General features: G+C 50.8%; 12 protein-coding genes. 9 read left to right on the forward strand and 3 right to left on the reverse strand.

Going from position 1 to position 17,807, the window contains the following annotated elements:
- Positions 1-282: 282 nt before the first annotated feature.
- The 3 genes from mnmC2 to J0A68_RS19805 are packed head-to-tail and all read right to left on the reverse strand — an operon-like array spanning position 283 to position 2,722.
- Positions 283-1,005 carry a tRNA (5-methylaminomethyl-2-thiouridine)(34)-methyltransferase MnmC2 gene (gene mnmC2 / locus J0A68_RS19795; protein WP_206579986.1) on the reverse strand — a complete coding sequence of 241 codons (723 nt, stop codon included), beginning with the start codon at positions 1,003-1,005 and terminating at the stop codon, positions 283-285.
- Complete coding sequence (gene ispF / locus J0A68_RS19800; RefSeq protein WP_206579987.1) at positions 1,002-1,484, reverse strand: 2-C-methyl-D-erythritol 2,4-cyclodiphosphate synthase; 483 nt, start codon at positions 1,482-1,484, stop codon at positions 1,002-1,004. Before ispF ends, mnmC2 begins: the two co-directional genes overlap by 4 nt.
- Positions 1,481-2,722 (reverse strand): M16 family metallopeptidase, encoded by a 1,242-nt coding sequence (locus J0A68_RS19805; protein ID WP_206579988.1) that lies wholly within the window; start codon positions 2,720-2,722, stop codon positions 1,481-1,483. Before J0A68_RS19805 ends, ispF begins: the two co-directional genes overlap by 4 nt.
- A gap of 187 nt (positions 2,723-2,909) precedes the next feature.
- On the opposite strand from J0A68_RS19805, the gene bshC reads away from it, so the two are divergent.
- The 9 genes from bshC (at position 2,910) to lpdA (ending at position 17,751) form a co-directional block, all read left to right on the forward strand.
- Positions 2,910-4,472, forward strand: a complete 1,563-nt coding sequence (gene bshC, locus J0A68_RS19810; protein WP_206579989.1) for a bacillithiol biosynthesis cysteine-adding enzyme BshC — start codon at positions 2,910-2,912, stop codon at positions 4,470-4,472.
- Positions 4,469-5,038 carry a 5-formyltetrahydrofolate cyclo-ligase gene (locus J0A68_RS19815; RefSeq protein ID WP_206579990.1) on the forward strand — a complete coding sequence of 190 codons (570 nt, stop codon included), beginning with the start codon at positions 4,469-4,471 and terminating at the stop codon, positions 5,036-5,038. The genes bshC and J0A68_RS19815 overlap by 4 nt, the downstream gene beginning before the upstream one ends.
- A gap of 21 nt (positions 5,039-5,059) precedes the next feature.
- Positions 5,060-5,560, forward strand: coding sequence for a hypothetical protein (locus J0A68_RS19820; RefSeq protein WP_206579991.1), 501 nt, complete (start codon positions 5,060-5,062; stop codon positions 5,558-5,560).
- 447 nt (positions 5,561-6,007) lie between these two features.
- Positions 6,008-9,244 carry a SusC/RagA family TonB-linked outer membrane protein gene (locus J0A68_RS19825; protein ID WP_206579992.1) on the forward strand — a complete coding sequence of 1,079 codons (3,237 nt, stop codon included), beginning with the start codon at positions 6,008-6,010 and terminating at the stop codon, positions 9,242-9,244.
- Between the two features lie 12 nt (positions 9,245-9,256).
- Complete coding sequence (locus tag J0A68_RS19830; RefSeq protein WP_317195135.1) at positions 9,257-10,915, forward strand: SusD/RagB family nutrient-binding outer membrane lipoprotein; 1,659 nt, start codon at positions 9,257-9,259, stop codon at positions 10,913-10,915.
- A gap of 18 nt (positions 10,916-10,933) precedes the next feature.
- A complete protein-coding gene (locus J0A68_RS19835; protein WP_206579993.1) occupies positions 10,934-11,503 on the forward strand; it encodes a hypothetical protein in 570 nt (189 codons plus the stop codon).
- Between the two features lie 161 nt (positions 11,504-11,664).
- Entirely contained in the window at positions 11,665-14,457 is a 2,793-nt protein-coding gene (locus J0A68_RS19840; RefSeq protein ID WP_206579994.1) for a 2-oxoglutarate dehydrogenase E1 component, read from the forward strand.
- 259 nt (positions 14,458-14,716) lie between these two features.
- Complete coding sequence (odhB, locus tag J0A68_RS19845; protein WP_206579995.1) at positions 14,717-16,237, forward strand: 2-oxoglutarate dehydrogenase complex dihydrolipoyllysine-residue succinyltransferase; 1,521 nt, start codon at positions 14,717-14,719, stop codon at positions 16,235-16,237.
- Positions 16,238-16,353: 116 nt separating this feature from the next.
- On the forward strand, positions 16,354-17,751 hold the full coding sequence (gene lpdA, locus J0A68_RS19850) for a dihydrolipoyl dehydrogenase (RefSeq protein WP_206579996.1): 1,398 nt from the start codon (positions 16,354-16,356) through the stop codon (positions 17,749-17,751).
- Positions 17,752-17,807 lie beyond the last annotated feature (56 nt).

Raw genomic sequence — 17,807 nt, forward strand, 5'->3', positions numbered from 1 at the left:
TGACCCACTATTTGCTTCCGTAATGCTTCACTGAACGTTCTCCTTTGCCTAATCTTAAGTCCGTTTTTCATCTTGTCTGATTGTTGGGACAACCAACAAATGTGACAACTTTATTTAGGCATTGTCATAGAGTCAAGAAGCTAGATACTAGAATCAAGAAGCTAGATCCAAGAATTAAGAACCAAGAACCAAGAAGCAAGATTCTGGAATCAAGAATTTCTGATTTACGACGCTGTCCCCTGTACCACCGCCCACTGGTCAGTAATCTTGTCAAAGTGCTGCCTACTGCTGGTCGGTTCCCGGGCTGGTCGAGGGACTGCCGACCGGCATCCATCCACGCGTCATTTCCTTTTTGCCCGGAGGGCCAGGGAGGCTTTCTACTTCGAGTCCGAGTTCTTTCAGGTCACGCTTCAGCTGTCCCTTGGCACAGTAGGTGGTGAAAAGACCGCCCGGACGCATCATTTCCGTTACCTTTTGCAAGGATTCCTTGCTCCACAGCTCCGGCTGCTTGCTGGGGGCAAAGGCGTCGAAAAAGACCACATCGGCGGGATATAGCTGGGCGTCTTGGAGCGTCACCTGGTCTTTTTTGAAATTGAAATATTCCGAGACCGGCCCGCCTTCATTCCAAGGGGCTTGATGGAGGGCTTCGAAGTACTTGTGGAAGTGCCAGATTCCGTGATCGTGCTCGATGTAGTTGAGCTGTTTGTAGATTTCGCTTTGGACGGGAAAAGGCTCAATCGTATGATAGAGCACCGGAATGTTGTTTTGCTCGGCCCAGACAAGGGTGAGCCATGCGTTGAGGCCGGTGCCGAAGCCTACTTCAAAGATGCGGATGGGATACCTTCTCGGGTTTCGCGCGAGCCAAGAGTCCAGCCCATAAAGCATGAATACGTGGATGGATTCGCGGTAGGCCCCATGAAAGCTGTGGTAGGTCTCCTGCAGCTCCTCGTTGTAGAGGGAGTGGGAGCCGTCTTCGGTGGTGATGATTTTTATCTTTTCGCTCATACTTTATAGATCAAAGCGGTGCAATAGGCGGAGACGCCTTCCTCCCTGCCCACGAAGCCAAGCCACTCGGAGGTGGTGGCTTTCACGGAAATATCTCCTTCCGCCACGTTCATGACTTGGGAGAGGCGGGTCTTCATTTCTGGGATGAAGGGATTCACTTTCGGCAATTGTAAACAGACGGTGGTGTCGATATTCCCCACTTCATACCCCGCCTCGCGGATCATTTTCATCACTTCTTCCAGCAGGATCTTGCTGTCGATGCCTTTGTATTTGGGGTCTTTGTCGGAAAAGTGATAGCCGATGTTTCGCATGTTGGCGGCGCCGAGCAGCGCGTCGCAGATCACGTGGATGAGCACGTCGGCGTCGGAGTGGCCCACGGCCCCTTTGTCATGGTCTATCTTGATGCCGCCCAGCCAAAAATCGTAGCCTGGCTGGAGCTGGTGTACATCATAGCCGAAGCCTATTCTGAAAGGAGTCATTGATCGATGGATTGGTAGTAGAGGACGGAAGCCTGATCCTCCCGGAGCAGTCTCTGTGCCCAGAGTTGGATCTGTGGGGCTTCTATCTTGGATTTTTGTTCAAATTCCTCCCAATATAACTCCGGATTGCCCAAATGGGCAAAGTAGGCGAGGTTCATCGCGCGATTCAGAAGCTGGATGGACTCATAGGTCTTCATGGCTTCCCCTTGGTTTTTGATTTTTTGGAGTTCGCGCTCGGCAATCTCAGTTTGGAGAAAGTCCGCCAAAACCTCATCCAGGGCCTGCTCGGCCTCCATCGCGGAGATGCCCTGCTCCATTTTTCCGGAAAAAACCAAAAGGCCGGGATCGACTGAGCCGGTGATGTAGGCTCCTGCAGAGGCAAATTTCCTCCCGTTTTTCACCAGACGCTGTTCGAGTATGGAGGACTTGCCCGCGCCCAATAGGTCACTGACCAAGTCGGCTTCGAGGTATCCGGCTTCGCCTTTTCCGGGCATTTTGTACGCCTTATATAAGGCGTCCGTCGGCACTCTGGCCTCATGGCTTAGGACGCGCTTGCCTGCTTGGGCCGGTTCGGCTGCGATGGATACCTTTTGGGAAGGCTGGGCGGGGATGGGGCCAAACCATTTTTGCGCGAGCTTTTCCAGCTCGGAGAGGGTGATGTCCCCTGCGACGACCAGGATCGCATTGCCGGGGTGGTAGTGGGTGCGGTAGAAATCCCACACATCTTCCTCCGTGTATCCTTCGATGTCCTGGAGGTTTTGGCCGATGGTAGGCCATCGGTAGGGATGGGTCGTGTAGGCCATGCCTCTCATGTGGTGCCACACGTCACCGTAGGGCTGGTTGAGGTAGCGCTGTTTGTACTCTTCCATGACCACTTTTCGCTGGGTTTCGATCGTCTTCTCGCTCAGGGTCAGCTGCAGCATGCGGTCAGACTCCAGCCAAAAGGCCGTTTCGATGTTTGCCGCAGGCAGGGTCATGTAGTAGTTGGTGATGTCTGGGCTGGTGAAGGCATTGCAGGAGCCGCCGACGCGCTCCAGCTCCCGGTCAAAGACGGGCACGTTGGCCGAGCTTCCGAACATCAGGTGCTCAAAGAAATGCGCCAGGCCGGTTTTGCCGGGTTTTTCGAATCGGGAGCCTACCTTATAGAGTAGGTTGGAGACAGCGATCTTGCTGCTGTGGTCCTCATGCAGGATTACCTCCAGGCCGTTGTTTAGGAAAATTCTTTGGTAAGGAAGCATCAGGGTGAATGGGTGAAAATAGAAATACGCTGGTGTCAGGGCCAGACAAATCGCCGGGGTGAACGGGATTTGTTTTTTTTGAGCCTTTCTCCACCATTAATGTAAGATGTCCGGTTTTTTACAAAAAAAACCGAACTTTGGTTCGGATCGCTAAGTTAGAGTTCCCAAACATACTTCACCCACTCCGATGAAAAAACACTGCGTAGCTCTGGATAAGACGGGACAGTTTTCAAGATTTTTTTTGGACTACATAGAAGGGAAAGACTCACTTAGGCCATTTTATTCACATCTGCCCAGATTGGAGAGTTTTGGCGAAGCCATAGCCGCCAAGCAGTTTTCGCAGCAAAACCGAGAAGTGCTCCACCAGGCGCTGTACAGGCAGTATGAGGGCGTGGAGCTGGGAGAGTCGGTCTCCCTAAACATTGACTCTCTGCTGGACGGGAAGACGTACACGGTCACCACCGGGCATCAGCTCAACCTTTTTACCGGGCCGCTATACTTTATATATAAGTTGGTTTCTACGGTCAACCTGGCTAAAAAGCTAAAGGAAGCCTATCCCGATTGCCATTTCGTGCCGGTGTACTGGATGGCGACCGAGGATCATGACTTTGATGAGATCAACTATTTCAAGCTGGATGGGAAAAAGTACCAATGGCAGTCTGACCAAAGTGGGGCGGTAGGCGATTTTGTTTTGGATGCTTCCTTCAAGGAGTTTTTGAAGGAGGTGCCCTTCGCTTCGGAGGTATTCAAAGATGCCTACGGCAGTAGCAAGACGCTGGGGGAGGCTGTTCGGAAGTATGTCAATGGCCTCTTTGGGGCCGAGGGACTGGTGGTCGTGGATGGGAATGACCCCTCGCTCAAGGCGATCTTCAAGCCGGTGGTTTCCTCGGATCTTTTCGGACATGCGCCATACGGGCAAGCCAAAAAGACGACGGATGAGCTGGAGGCCTTGGGCTACAAAAGCCAAGTCTTTCCCCGCGAGATCAATCTGTTCTACTTGGACAAGGGGGTCCGCGAGCGGATCGAGCAGGTAGGAGACGTTTATCAGGTGTTGAATTCCGAGCTCAGCTTTACCAAAGAAAAGCTGGAAGGGCTTTTGGAGTCCCACCCGGAGCGCTTCAGTCCGAATGTCGTTTTGCGGCCACTTTACCAAGAGATGATCCTTCCCAATCTGGCCTACCTCGGCGGGCCGGCGGAGATGGTCTATTGGCTGCAGCTAAAAGGTATTTTTGACCATTTTGACGTAGCGTTTCCGGTCTTGGTGCCGAGGAACTTCGCGCTGATCCTGGATGGGCCGGTCTCCAGAAAGATCGAGAAGCTGGGCTGGGACGTCGAGGATGTGTTTGTTGATTTTGACGAATGGAAAAAAGCATTCGTCGAGCGGGAGTCTTCGACGGACTTTACGCTCGGGGAGGAAAAACGCATGCTGTCCGAGCTGCTGGACAGGAAAGGCGAAGAAGCCGTGGCCTTGGAGAAAAGCCTGGAGGCGGCGTTCCAAGCAGGCAAAGTGCGCAGCCTGAAAATCCTCGACCAATTGGCTTCAAAATTGCGAAAGGCGGAGGAAAGACGTCTAAAGGTGGAGCTGGATCGGGCCAAGGCGGTTTTGGAGTTTGCCGCGCCCGGTGGGACGCCGCAGGAGCGGGCGGTAAATATGATGCAGTTTTACCTCGCCAAGCTGGACCTGATCGATGACCTGCTGTGCTGTTTTGACCCGCTTGACTTTAACATGATAGTGCTCCAATACGAATGAAAACCAAACAAGACCTCCGCTCGGCTTACAGACAGCTGCGCAAAAGCCTTCAACCCGCTGTCGTTGAAGCCAAATCCCAAGCGATCAACCAGCAGTTTTTGAAATGGCTGGAGCAAAGGAGCCACTTACAGCATTTCCACCTCTTCTTTCCCATCGATCGCTTCAACGAGGTCAATACCTTTCACATCAAGGAATCCCTGGAGCAGCTCGGCAAAACACTCTACACGTCGCAGGTCAACCGCGCGGCGACTGAGCTGGAGACGCTGAAGCTTCCGCAGGATGCGGCTTTCTTTCTAGATGAGTGGGGCATTCCCGTTCCGCAGGAGTCGATCATGGTCTCTCCTGCCAAGATTGAAGTGGTATTCGTCCCGCTCTTGGCCTATGATCGTGGGGGGAACCGCGTGGGTTTCGGAAAGGGGTTCTATGACGCTTTTCTGGGCAAGCTGAAGCCGGAAGTCCACAAAATTGGACTCAGTTTTTACGAGCCTGAGGAGAGTATACAGCCCGATCCGCACGACGTGCGCCTGGATTTTTGCATTACTCCCGAAAAAGTCCTTACTTTTTGACAGGATCCAACCTGTCACCCCTTGAAAAAAAACTTTCTTCCCGCATTTGCGATCGCTCTGCTGGGGCTTTTGCTCTGTAGTTCTGGAGTCTTTGCGCAGCAAGGCTACTACAATACGCTCGTGGGAGTGCGGGCTGGCACTTCCGTGGGCGGATCGGTCAAGCGCTTCGTCACCGACCATGCCGCGATGGAGCTGATGGTCTTCAACAGATGGAAGGGCTGGAACGCTGCCCTGCTCTATGAATACCACATGGATATCCGGGAATTTCGTGGGATGGAGTGGTATCTGGGAGGGGGAATGCACTACGGCAAATGGACCAAAGAGAAGGGCGAGCCGCCTTGGGTTTACAAAAGCACGCAAGATTACCAGGCTTACGGAGTGGACTTTGTAGCAGGTCTGGAATACAACTTCTACCACACGAATATCTATTTGAGCTTGGACTGGAAGCCAGCATATAATTTTGTCGACTTCACAGGGCTATGGTGGGACGAAGCAGCCTTTACTTTAAAATATTCCTTTTAAAAATAGAAAACCGGTTAAAAAATGAACCGGTTTTTTTCTTTTTTGCAAGAAATCCTTAGAAATATTGAATTAGGCAAACAGGAAATTTGGATATCTGCAAAACGGCAATTTTTAGAGCTGGGAAAAACTCCGATTTTGAAATAAAATGTAAAAAAAACGGTTAAAAGCTTAATTTTCTTCTTAAAATGACTGAAAAAACGGAGTTTGAGGCGTTTGAAAATATTTTTTGCAGTGGAAAATTATTTTTGAGTTTTAGGTTTTCTTGATTTTGACAGAATAAAATTTTGAAATCGTTATCAAAGCGATATTTTTTGGTTAAAAATTGTTAACAATAACGATTGCAGCCAAATAATTTGCTTTTCTGTCCGTTTACACGAATTTTTTACCGCTTTTGAAATTATCAGAGAATAAATTTTATTTACTGATATCAACTAAACTAAATACCTTATGAGAAAAGCTTTACTCTTTGTTGTTGCGCTTTTCACCATGATCCTCAGCTATGAGGTATCGGCGCAGCAACGGGTAATTACCGGTACGGTAATTTCCGAGGAAGACGGTATGGGCTTGCCAGGGGCGACAGTTCTCGTGAAGGGTACGACAGTGGGTACTACCACCGATTTGGACGGTAACTACTCCATCAACGTGCCCGCGGGATCTGATGTCCTGATTTTCTCTTTTGTGGGTCTGAAGACCCAAGAAGAGGCGGTCGGCAACCGAACCGTAGTCAATGTCACCCTGACGACCGACGCGTCGCAACTATCCGAAGTGGTAGTGACTGCGATCGGTATCGAAAGGGAAAAGAAGGCGCTGGGTTACGCGGTAACCTCAGTGGACAATTCGCAGTTGGAGAACCGTCCAGAAGCTGACGTAGCGCGCGTTTTGCAGGGCAAGGTGCCCGGCGTAAACATCACCTCTACGAACGGTATGTCCGGATCCGGTACCAACATGGTCATCCGGGGCTATTCCTCAGCCACAGGATCCAACCAGCCTCTCTTTGTGGTGGACGGCGTTCCGTTCAATACCAACACAAACTCCCAAAACGGCTTTACCACCGGTGGTGCGGCGACCTCTTCCCGATTCTTGGATATCGATCCAAACAACATCGAAAGCATGTCCGTGCTAAAAGGCCTTTCGGCAACCGTGCTTTACGGTGACCAAGGTAGAAACGGGGTAATCTTGATTACCACCAAATCCGGCGCGTCAAAAAGAAAAGCGGCAGAAGTAACCATTAACCAGTCGCTGTTCAGCAACAAAGCGGCCTCCCTTCCGACCTACGGCCAAATTTATGGTAACGGCTTCCAGCAAGGGAATGGATTCTTTTTCTCCAACTTCGGTGGGAGAATGGATGTGGGCTCTACGGTAAACCACCCTTATGCGACGTCTTCTGTTGCTGCCATTCGGAATGCGTTCCCTGAGTTTTGGGTGGATGGTATCGTGGGTGGTACGCCAGTGCAATACGAGTATAAGGCTTACAAGGATCCGTCTGAAGTGTTCTTTAGAACTGGCTTGGTGTCCAATACTTCAGTGCAGATATCAGGTGGTTCTGATCGTACCGGCTTCAACGCTAGCTTTGGGTATACCGACGAAGAAGGCTATGTCCCAGGTAACGATTTGGAGAAATTCAACTTCGGCTTGGGTCTGAACTCAGCCGTAACCGACAAGCTGTCCGTCAACTCTTCCTTCACCTTTGCCATCACGGATCTCCAAACTCCGCCAGTGAATGCTTCTTCCGGGTCTGGTAGTGCAATCCCGTCTGTTTTTGGACACGTGTTGTTTACACCGCGTTCGGTGGATTTGGAAAATCTGCCGTATGAAAACCCGGTGGATAAAAGCTCTGTGTATTATAGAGGAGGTAACGACATCACCAACCCGCTTTGGCTGGTTAAATATTATTCCAATACTTCTGATGTAAAGAGATTCTTCAACTCCACTTCGCTTAACTATGATGTGAGTGACAACTTCTCGATAACCTATCGTTTGGGTCTGGATACTTATTCTGAGCTCCAAGAAGTGAAGTACAACAAGGGTGGGGCAACTTCTGACCTCACTACTAGAAACGGCTACTATCGATCCATCAACATCAACAATACCATTTGGAATCAGGACTTGGTGTTGAATTGGAAGAAAGAGTTTACTGACAAACTGGGTATGAGCGCCTTGTTGGGAGGGAATTCACGCTATGACTTCTATACCCAAAACGGTATTGCCTCACAAGGTCAGCTGGCCTTTGGTCTCTTTAGACACTCCAACTTCCAGACTTCTGCCAACACGGATGCCTACTCTGGAAATGCGCTGAACAGAGAGACAGAAGAAAGAAGATATGGAGTCTATGCCAACGTGACTTTGGACTATTCAGACTACCTGTTCTTGAACTTGTCCGCACGTAATGACTGGACTTCCACCGTAGAAAAGGAAAACCGCAGCATCCTCTATCCAGGTGCTTCCGTATCCTTCATTCCTACCACGGCGTTTGACTGGGGTTCTTCCACTTTGAATGACTTGAAGTTGCGTTTGGGCTACGGTACTTCCGCCGGTTATCCATCTCCTTACAGCACCAGAAATGTGTTGAATCAAACTGCCCGTGCCTTCGACAGGGACGGTGTGGTAACGACGACCCACGCTGTTTCCAATACCTTGGGAAATCCAAATCTGAAGCCTGAGCTTCATGGTGAACTGGAATTCGGTGTGGAAGCGGTGATGTTTAACAACAAGTTGAGATTCGACGTCTCTATCTATGAGAAAAATACCAAGGATCTGATCACCCAGTCTCCAATTGATCCAGCTACCGGCTATACGACGACAGCGATTAACATCGGTAAGATCAGAACCCGCGGCGCGGAATTGCAGGCCACTGTAACTCCCGTTTCTACGACATCTGGCTTTGAGTGGAATTCTACTGTGAACTGGTCAAAATACCGTACCGAGGTACTGGAATTGGGAGGCGGATTGGAAGAAGTCGTAGTCGCTGGCTATACCACCCTAGGTAACTTCGCGATTCCTGGTCAGCCCTTTAACGTGATCAAGGGAATTGGTTTTGACCGCGATCCAGCAACAGGACAGCCGATCATTCTTTCTAATGGCGTGCATAAGCCGACCGCGGGTCTCGTGGTTTTGGGAGATCCCAATCCAGCATGGAACGGGTCTTGGATTAACTCCTTTTCTTACAAAGGTTTGACTTTGACTGCGATGCTGGAGTATCGTCACAAAGGGATGGTGTACTCAAATACCGTTACGGCGACCCTTGCTCGCGGTGTGACCAAAGATCCAGTAGCGGATAGAGAATTGACCTTTATCATGCCGGGTGTAAGGCAGGATGGCACCAACGCTGATGGAACTCCTAAGTACATTCCGAACGACTATCAAATCTCTGCTTCTGACTACTTCTTCTCAGGTTATCAAGGAGCGACCAATGAACCAAACATTTTCGACGGTTCAATGATTCGTTTGAGAGAGGTTTCCCTGGCTTACCAGTTGCCAAATAACCTGATGTCAAAGACTCCTTTCAAGAGAGCGTCGATCGCTCTAAGTGGAACAAACCTGTGGTTTGAGGCTCTTAACTTCCCCCCAAACATGAACTTTGACGTGGATGTATTGGGTACAGGGGTTGGTAATGGTCTTGGATTCGACTTCGTGACTGGTCCTAGCTCCAAGAGAGTGGGTGGAACGTTAACTCTTACTTTCTAACCCTAAACAGAAATGAAAATGAAAAGATTTATATATGGCCTGACGGTTGCAACCAGCCTGGTTTTTGCGTCGTCTTGCGATGAGAAGTTGGACGAGCTGTTGGAGAATCCGAATGCGGTAAACGCCGAGACAGCATCTCCGGACTTTCTCTTGAACAGAATCCAATTGGACTATCAGGATATGTGGTATGGAGTAGCCGATAGAGGAGCTCGCCTTACCCGTCAGATCAATCAGGGGTCCGCATTGTACATCAACGCCTACACGGCGACGTCTACCAACGGAACGTGGAGTAATGCATATGCCAATATTCTTGCGGATGTCAAGTTTTTGGAGCCGCTGGCGGAAGCTTCCAATTTCCAAAGACACTTGGGTATCGCCAAGACGATCAAGGCGATGGTGTTGTTCAGTCTGGTAGATACCTACGGAGATGTCCCGTATTCCGAGGCAATCGACGCGGCTAATTTTAATCCGAAGACAGATTCGGGAAAATCAGTTTATGACGCAGCATTTGGTTTGCTGAATGAAGCAGCGGCACATTTTACCGCTACTTCAGCCGGTACGCCAAATGACTACTTCTACGCCCGTAACTACACGCGATGGATCAAGTTGATCAATACCCTGAAGCTGCGGTATTTCTTGAATACAAAGCTTGTAGATGGGGCGGCGTCTAGAGCTGGTATCAATGCTTTGATCGCTGAAAACAATTTGATCGGGGCTGGCGATGACTTCATCTTCAGATTTGGTACCACTGCGGCGGATCCGGATTCGCGCCATCCCAAATTTGCCGGCCAGTACACCTCAGGTGGTGGCGACTATCAGTCCACCTACTTCATGCATCATTTGACTGTGGCCAAGGGTTTTGATGATCCTCGTGTAAAATATTACATGTATCGTCAGGTGTTGACCAACACGACCAATGTGGACGAGCAGGAATGTGTGTCCCAAATCGCTCCGCCTCATTATTTGGTTGGCCAATTTCCTTATTGTAATCCAGCGGGCAACAAGGGCTACTGGGGTAGAGACCACTTGGATCCAGACGGTATTCCACCAGATGGTTTGAAGAGGACTGCCTACGGTGTTTATCCCGCGGGTGGCCGTTTTGACAATGACAGCGGCACTCCTGTAAACAACCCGGCTCTTGGAGCAAAAGGTGCAGGTTTCCACCCGATCATGATGGCGTCTTATGTGGATTTCATGCTGGCTGAGGCGGCTCTCACACTTGGTACAACTGGCGACGCAAAGGCTTACTTGACATCCGCTATCACAAAGAATATCAACTATGTTAGATCATTCTCTTTAGGTACTAGCGAAAGCGCGACAATCCTTGGGAAAATCAGTGATGCAGATCACGCTACCAAAAGGGATGCTTACGTTGCCTACGTCAACTCTGAGTATGATGCGGCGGCCTCGACTGATGCCAAAATGAACGTGATTGGTAGAGAGTATTGGTTGGGACTTTATGGTAATGGTATGGAAGCATACAACCTGTACAGAAGAACCGGCAAACCCTCAAATATGCAGCCTGCCTTGGAAGCTGATCCAGGACCGTTTGTTAGGTCGTTTGAGTACCCAAACAATTACTTGGTAACTAATGTGAATGCGGTTCCGAAGGATGGTGTTGCAGTGCAGGTATTCTGGGATACGAATCCTGGTTCTCCTTGGATTTATTAACTGAAAAAGAAAGAAACAATGAAAAAGTTAAGATATAGTTTTGCGCTGCTGGCATTGGCTCTGGTCTTTCTGAGCTCTTGTAGAGATTCAGTGGAGCCAAATATCCCTTACTCTACGTTTGATACGGGTGTCTATCTGAGGACTATTGCGCGGACCAGCGTTGATTTTCAACTCAGCAACTTGCCCTCTTCCACTTTCGCCCTGACTCTAGAGGCGGTGGATATCGAGGATGGCGCGACGGTGGAGACCGTAGATATTATGGTAAGGCACCGACGTTTGATCACGGGAGTTGGGCTGCAGTATACCCCAGCGGGTGGAGATGCCCAGGTGACTACAATTCCAGCATCAGCTTTTGCGCCAAATTCAGATTCGAGGTTTCTAAGGACTTCCTTTGTTGTGACTGCCCCTGAAGCGATTGCTGCGGTAGGTTTGACCGCTGCGGATATCAAGAAGGGGGACGTATTTGAGTTTCGATTGATTCTCACTGACAAGAAAGGGCGGAAATTCCATTCGGGTAACGTGACCACAAACGTAGCAGGTGCGGTGTTCTATGATTCCCCGTTCCAGTACTTTGTAGACGTCGAATAAATACTAAAGACAAATCCAGTCCAGTCCTAGAGGCAGCGCCGTACGGCGCTGCCTTTTTTTGTGTAAATCAGGAAATTGAAAAATATATTTGTTAAGGCAAATAAGCGGTTTTTTTAAACGGTCTCTAGGGCTTAGCTTTGCGTAGATCTGAAAAATTGACTATGGATAAATTCTCTTTTATCGCAAACGCGCACGTATCGTATATCGACGAGCTCTATGCGAACTACAAAAACGAACCTGCCTCAATAGACCCAAGCTGGAAGGAATTTTTCGACGGTTTTGATTTTGCCCTTACCAACTACGGCGAAGCCGAAAATGGCAATGGAAAGGCCGAGCCGACGTCAAAACCCGCACCCAAAAACGGGGCTTTGGCTACTCCGGGTACCATCATGGACATGGAGCAGCTTCCAAAGGAAATCAAAGTACGCGCTTTGATCCATGCCTATCGCTCCAGGGCACACTTGAGATCCAAAACCAACCCGGTGAGGGAAAGAAGAGACCGCAAGCCAATGATCGATCCAGAGCATTTTGGCTTGGGTCAGGAAGACATGGCTACGGTTTTCCAGGCTGGTAATGAAATCGGAATCGGAAGCGCTACCTTGGCGGATATCCTGGCGGCTCTTAAGACGATCTACGAAGGCCCGATGGGCTTTGAATACCTGTATATCCGCGATGCGGAAATCCTCGACTGGTTCAAGACCAAGGTGGAAAAAGAGGCTTTGGCTTTTAATCCGTCCCACGACGAGAAAAAGCGGATTCTTTTCAAGCTCGCCCAGGCAGTCGTCTTTGAAAACTTCCTCCATACCAAATACCTCGGACAGAAGCGATTCTCGCTCGAAGGGGGAGAGAGCACCATTCCTTTTCTCGACGCCGTCATCAACACCGCCGCCCAGCATGGCGTGGAGGAAGTAATGATCGGGATGGCCCACCGAGGCCGTCTGAACGTCCTCGCAAACGTCATGGGGAAAACCTATGAGCAGATTTTTTCCGAATTCGAAGGCACGGCCAAGCCGGACTTGACCATGGGCGACGGCGATGTGAAGTATCACATGGGCTACTCCTCCGATATCGTGACTCCGGAAAACAACAAGGTTCACCTGAAGCTTGCTCCCAATCCGTCTCACCTGGAAGCTGTCAACCCGGTGGTGGAGGGTTTCGTTCGTGCCAAAATCGACCATGCCCACAAGCATGACGCGACCAAGGCACTGCCTATCCTCATCCACGGTGACGCGGCTGTGGCAGGTCAGGGCATCGTGTACGAAGTCACCCAAATGGCTGGTCTCAAAGGCTACAACACCGGCGGTACGATCCACTTTGTGATCAACAACCAGGTCGGATTTACGACCGACTTTGACGATGCTAGGTCTTCCATCTACTGTACAGATGTTGCCAAGATCATCGACGCACCCGTGATTCACGTCAATGGAGACAATGCCGAAGCGGTGGTCTTTGCGTCTAAGCTGGCCGCTGAGTTCCGTCAGAAATTCAGCAAAGACATCTTCGTGGACATGGTCTGCTACCGAAGACATGGACACAACGAGTCCGACGAACCGAAGTTTACCCAGCCTGAGCTGTACAATATCATCTCCAAGCATCCTAACCCACGTGAGATTTACGTCAAGAAACTGACCGAAAGAGGTGACTTTGACGCGAAAATAGCGGCACAGATGGATGAGGAATTCCGTCAGCTGCTTCAGGATAGATTGAATATGGTGAAGGAAAAGCCTCTGCCCTACCAAGCGACCAAGTTTGAGCGGGAGTGGGCAAACCTGAGAAGGTCTAAGCCGGAGGATTTCGAAAAGTCCCCTGAGACCGGCATCTCTGAGGACACCATCGAAAAAGTCGCCAATGCCTTGACTTTTGTCCCCAAAGGATTCAAGCCGATCAAGCAGATCGAGGCACAGATGAAGCAGCGCAAGGACATGTTCTTTGAGACCAAAGAGCTGAACTGGGCTTCCGCCGAATTGTTGGCCTATGGTTCCCTTCTTTTGGAAGGAAAGACTGTCCGTCTCACCGGCCAGGATGTGCAGCGGGGAACTTTCTCCCATCGCCATGCCGTGATCCATGACGCAAACACCAACCAGCCTTTCAACTCCCTCAAGGAAATGAAGGACAGACAAGGCCAGTTCCATATCTACAACTCCCTGCTTTCTGAGTACGCGGTGCTGGGCTTTGAATACGGCTATGCCATCGCCAACCCCCATGCCCTGACACTTTGGGAAGGCCAGTTTGGGGACTTCGCCAACGGAGCCCAGACGATGATCGACCAGTTCATCTCCTCCGGAGAGTCCAAGTGGCAGCGTATGAACGGACTGGTGATGCTTTTGCCCCACGGCTACGAAGGACAAGGCCCTGAGCACTCCAACGCTCGTCCGGAGCGATTCCTGCAGCTTTCTGCCGAATACAACATGGTCGTGGCCAACATCACCGAGCCTTCAAACTTCTTCCACCTGCTGAGAAGACAGCTGGCTTGGGAGTTTAGAAAGCCATGCGTGGTCATGTCGCCAAAGTCGCTCTTGAGACATCCGAAAGTGGTATCGCCGATTTCCGAATTTACGTCGGGTCGCTTCAGGGAAGTCCTTCCGGATACTACGGTTGCCGCCAAAGACGTGAAGCGCGTGATCCTTTGTACAGGAAAAGTGTACTACGATCTGGAGGAAGCGAGAGAAAAGGAGAAGGTGAAAAACGTCGCTATCGTCCGCCTGGAGCAGCTCCATCCTCTTCCGAAAAACCAAATCATCGAGGTGCTGAAGTCCTACGAGGGCGCCGAGGTGGTGTGGGTGCAGGAAGAGCCTGAAAACATGGGCTACTGGAACTACCTGCTCCGTCTGCTTTACAAGGAGGTTCCGATGAACCTCATCGCGAGAAAACCGAGCGCCTCGCCGGCTACCGGATACAACAAAGTCCACGTGGAAGAGCAGAAAAACATTGTTTCCCAAGCGCTAAAAATCTAATCTTGATCCAAGCCCCGGCTTTTGCGGGGCTTGTTTTTGAACAAAAAATATAAGATTATCCGCTTTTATGCCAGTAGGTAGCCGAGACAATCCGAAAGAACGCTGAAATTGGGGCTTTGCCCTACTTCGGTCTTCGGTCTTCGGTCTTCCGACCAGATTGAAGAAGCAAATTCGCTTACTGGCAAGATTGCGGATAATCAAGACAAAAAATATTTCTCAACCACCTTCCAAAATAACCCGAAGGGAAAAACATAAAACCATGAGCAAAGAAATGAAAGTGCCCACCGTGGGGGAATCCATCTCTGAAGTCACCGTTGGGCAATGGTTTAAAAAAGACGGAGACACCGTGCAGCTGGATGAGATCCTGTGCGAGCTGGAGTCCGACAAAGCTACTTTTGAATTTCCTGCCGAAGCAGCAGGAGTCCTGAAAATCGTCGCCCAAGAGGGCGATACCGTCGAGATCGGCGGCTTGATCTGCGTGATCGAGGAAGCCGACGGCGCAGCTGCATCGGCTCCGGCTGCCGCAGCCGCTGCGGCGCCAAGCGCCAAGCCTTCCGCTACCGGTGAGGTCAAAGAAATGATCGTGCCGACCGTCGGCGAGTCCATCACCGAGGTGACCCTGGCCAACTGGATCAAGAAGGACGGGGATTTCGTCTCTTTGGACGAAATCATCGCCGAGGTGGATTCCGACAAGGCTACTTTTGAACTGCCTGCCGAGGCTACCGGCATCCTGAGACATGTCGCCAAGGAAGGCGACGTGCTGGAGATCGGGGGCTTGATCTGCAAGATCGAAGTGACGGATGGAGTGCCTGCTGAGGCTTCCGCTCCGGCAGCTGCTGCTAGTCCTGCCGCCACCGCACCTGCTTCGGCTGCATCCACCTACGCTTCTGGCCATGCTTCACCTGCTGCATCGAAGATTTTGGCGGAAAAAGGCATCGCTCCGAGCGCAGTGTCAGGCTCAGGCAAAGACGGAAGAATCACCAAGGAAGACGCTCTGGGTGCGCAGAAGCCGGCTCCTGCCGCTAAGCCAGCCGCCGCACCTGCTGCCAAAGCTGAGGCTGCGCCTGTAGCTCCTGGCTCCAGAAATGTGAGAAGAGAGAAAATGTCTTCTTTGAGAAAGACTGTCTCCCGTCGTCTGGTGGCCGTGAAAAACGAAACTGCCATGCTCACTACGTTCAATGAGGTGAACATGAAGCCAATCATGGATTTGAGATCCAAGTTCAAGGATCAATTCAAAGAGAAACATGGCGTGGGCTTGGGCTTCATGTCCTTCTTCACCAAGGCCGTATGCGTGGCTTTGCAGGAGTGGCCAGCCGTGAATGCCCAGATCGACGGTAACGAGATTGTATACAACGATTTCTGTGATATTTCCATTGCAGTATCTGCGCCAAAAGGCTTGGTTGTACCGGTGGTGAGAAATGCCGAAGGCATGTCTTTTGACCAAATCGAAAAAGAAATCGTCCGACTCGCCGGCAAAGCAAGAGACAATAAGCTCTCCATCGAAGAGATGACCGGTGGTACCTTCACCATCACCAACGGGGGCGTATTCGGCTCCATGATGTCCACTCCGATCATCAACGCGCCACAGTCTGCCATCCTAGGCATGCACAACATCGTGGAGCGTCCGATGGCAGTCAATGGCGAGGTGAAGATTCTCCCAATGATGTACGTGGCCCTTTCCTACGATCACCGCATCATCGACGGCCGCGAGTCCGTGAGCTTCCTCGTCCGCGTGAAGCAGCTGCTGGAAGATCCGACGAGATTGTTGTTTGGAGTGTAGTCCAGTTACGATTTACGAAATACGATTTACGAGGGGCTGGAGTACTCCGGCCCCGCTTTTTAACCAGCGAGGGCCAAGTCTAGTATCTTGAGTCTAGCATCTAAAATCTATTCAAAATGTACGACGTCATAGTAATCGGCTCAGGTCCTGGAGGGTATGTAGCGGCGATCCGCTGCGCACAGCTCGGGATGAAGACAGCCATTGTTGAAAAATATCCAACCTTGGGCGGTACCTGCCTCAACGTGGGCTGTATCCCTTCCAAGGCACTTTTGGATTCCTCGGAGCATTACCACAATGCTGCCCATACCTTCAAAACCCACGGCATCAACCTGTCCAACCTCAGCGCGGACATCACCCAGATGATCTCCCGCAAGGACGAGGTGGTGAAGCAAAACGTGGACGGGATCCAGTTTTTGATGAAGAAAAACAAGATCGATGTGCACCAAGGCCTGGGTTCCTTTGTGAATGCCACCACGGTCAAAGTGACCAAGGACGACGGTGCTGCCACAGAGATCCAAGGCAAAAACATCATCATCGCCACCGGTTCCAAGCCTTCCACCTTGCCTTTTATCAAAATCGACAAGGATCGTGTGATTACTTCTACTGAAGCTTTGAACCTGAAGGAGGTTCCAAAGCATCTGGTCGTGATCGGCGGCGGCGTGATCGGACTGGAGCTCGGCTCTGTCTATGCCCGACTGGGAGCGAAAGTCTCCGTGGTGGAGTTCATGGATTCCCTGATTCCTACCATGGATCGCACCATGGGAAAAGAGCTTCAGAAGTCTTTGAAAAAGATCGGCTTTGAGTTTTTCCTCAAGCATAAAGTCACTTCCGTCGAAAACGCCGGCAAGGAAGTGACCGTAAAAGCTGAAAATGGCAAGGGTGAAACTGTGGAGATCAAAGGTGATTACGTGCTGGTTTCCATCGGAAGAAGACCTTATACCGAAGGCTTGAATGCCGAGGCTGCCGGAGTGAAGCTGACCGAGCGCGGCCAGATCGAGGTTAACGACCACCTGCAGACCAACGTGCCAAACATCTACGCCATCGGTGACGTGGTAAAGGGCGCCATGCTTGCCCACAAGGCGGAAGAGGAAGGTGTGTTCGTAGCCGAAACCCTAGTGGGTCAAAAGCCGCACATCAACTACAACCTGATCCCGGGCGTAGTCTATACCTGGCCAGAAGTTGCCGCGGTAGGATACACCGAAGAGCAGCTCAAGGAGCAAGGAAGAAAATACAAGACTGGCAAATTCCCTTTCATGGCCTCAGGTCGTGCGCGGGCATCCATGGATACTGACGGTTTGGTGAAAGTCTTGGCAGATGCCGAGACGGACGAAATCTTGGGCGTACACATGATCGGACCGAGAACTGCCGACATGATCGCCGAGGCGGTCGTGGCGATGGAGTTTCGCGCGTCCGCGGAGGATATTTCCAGAATGTCCCACGCGCATCCGACCTACACCGAGGCGTTCAAGGAAGCCTGCTTGGCTGCTACCGACAATCGGGCTTTGCACGTGTAAGACAACGCTACAGCTAAGCGAAAAGGCCATCCCGAATCATTTGGGATGGCTTTTTC

Source organism: Algoriphagus oliviformis, assembly GCF_017254915.1.
Classification (GTDB): Bacteria; Bacteroidota; Bacteroidia; order Cytophagales; family Cyclobacteriaceae; genus Algoriphagus; species Algoriphagus oliviformis.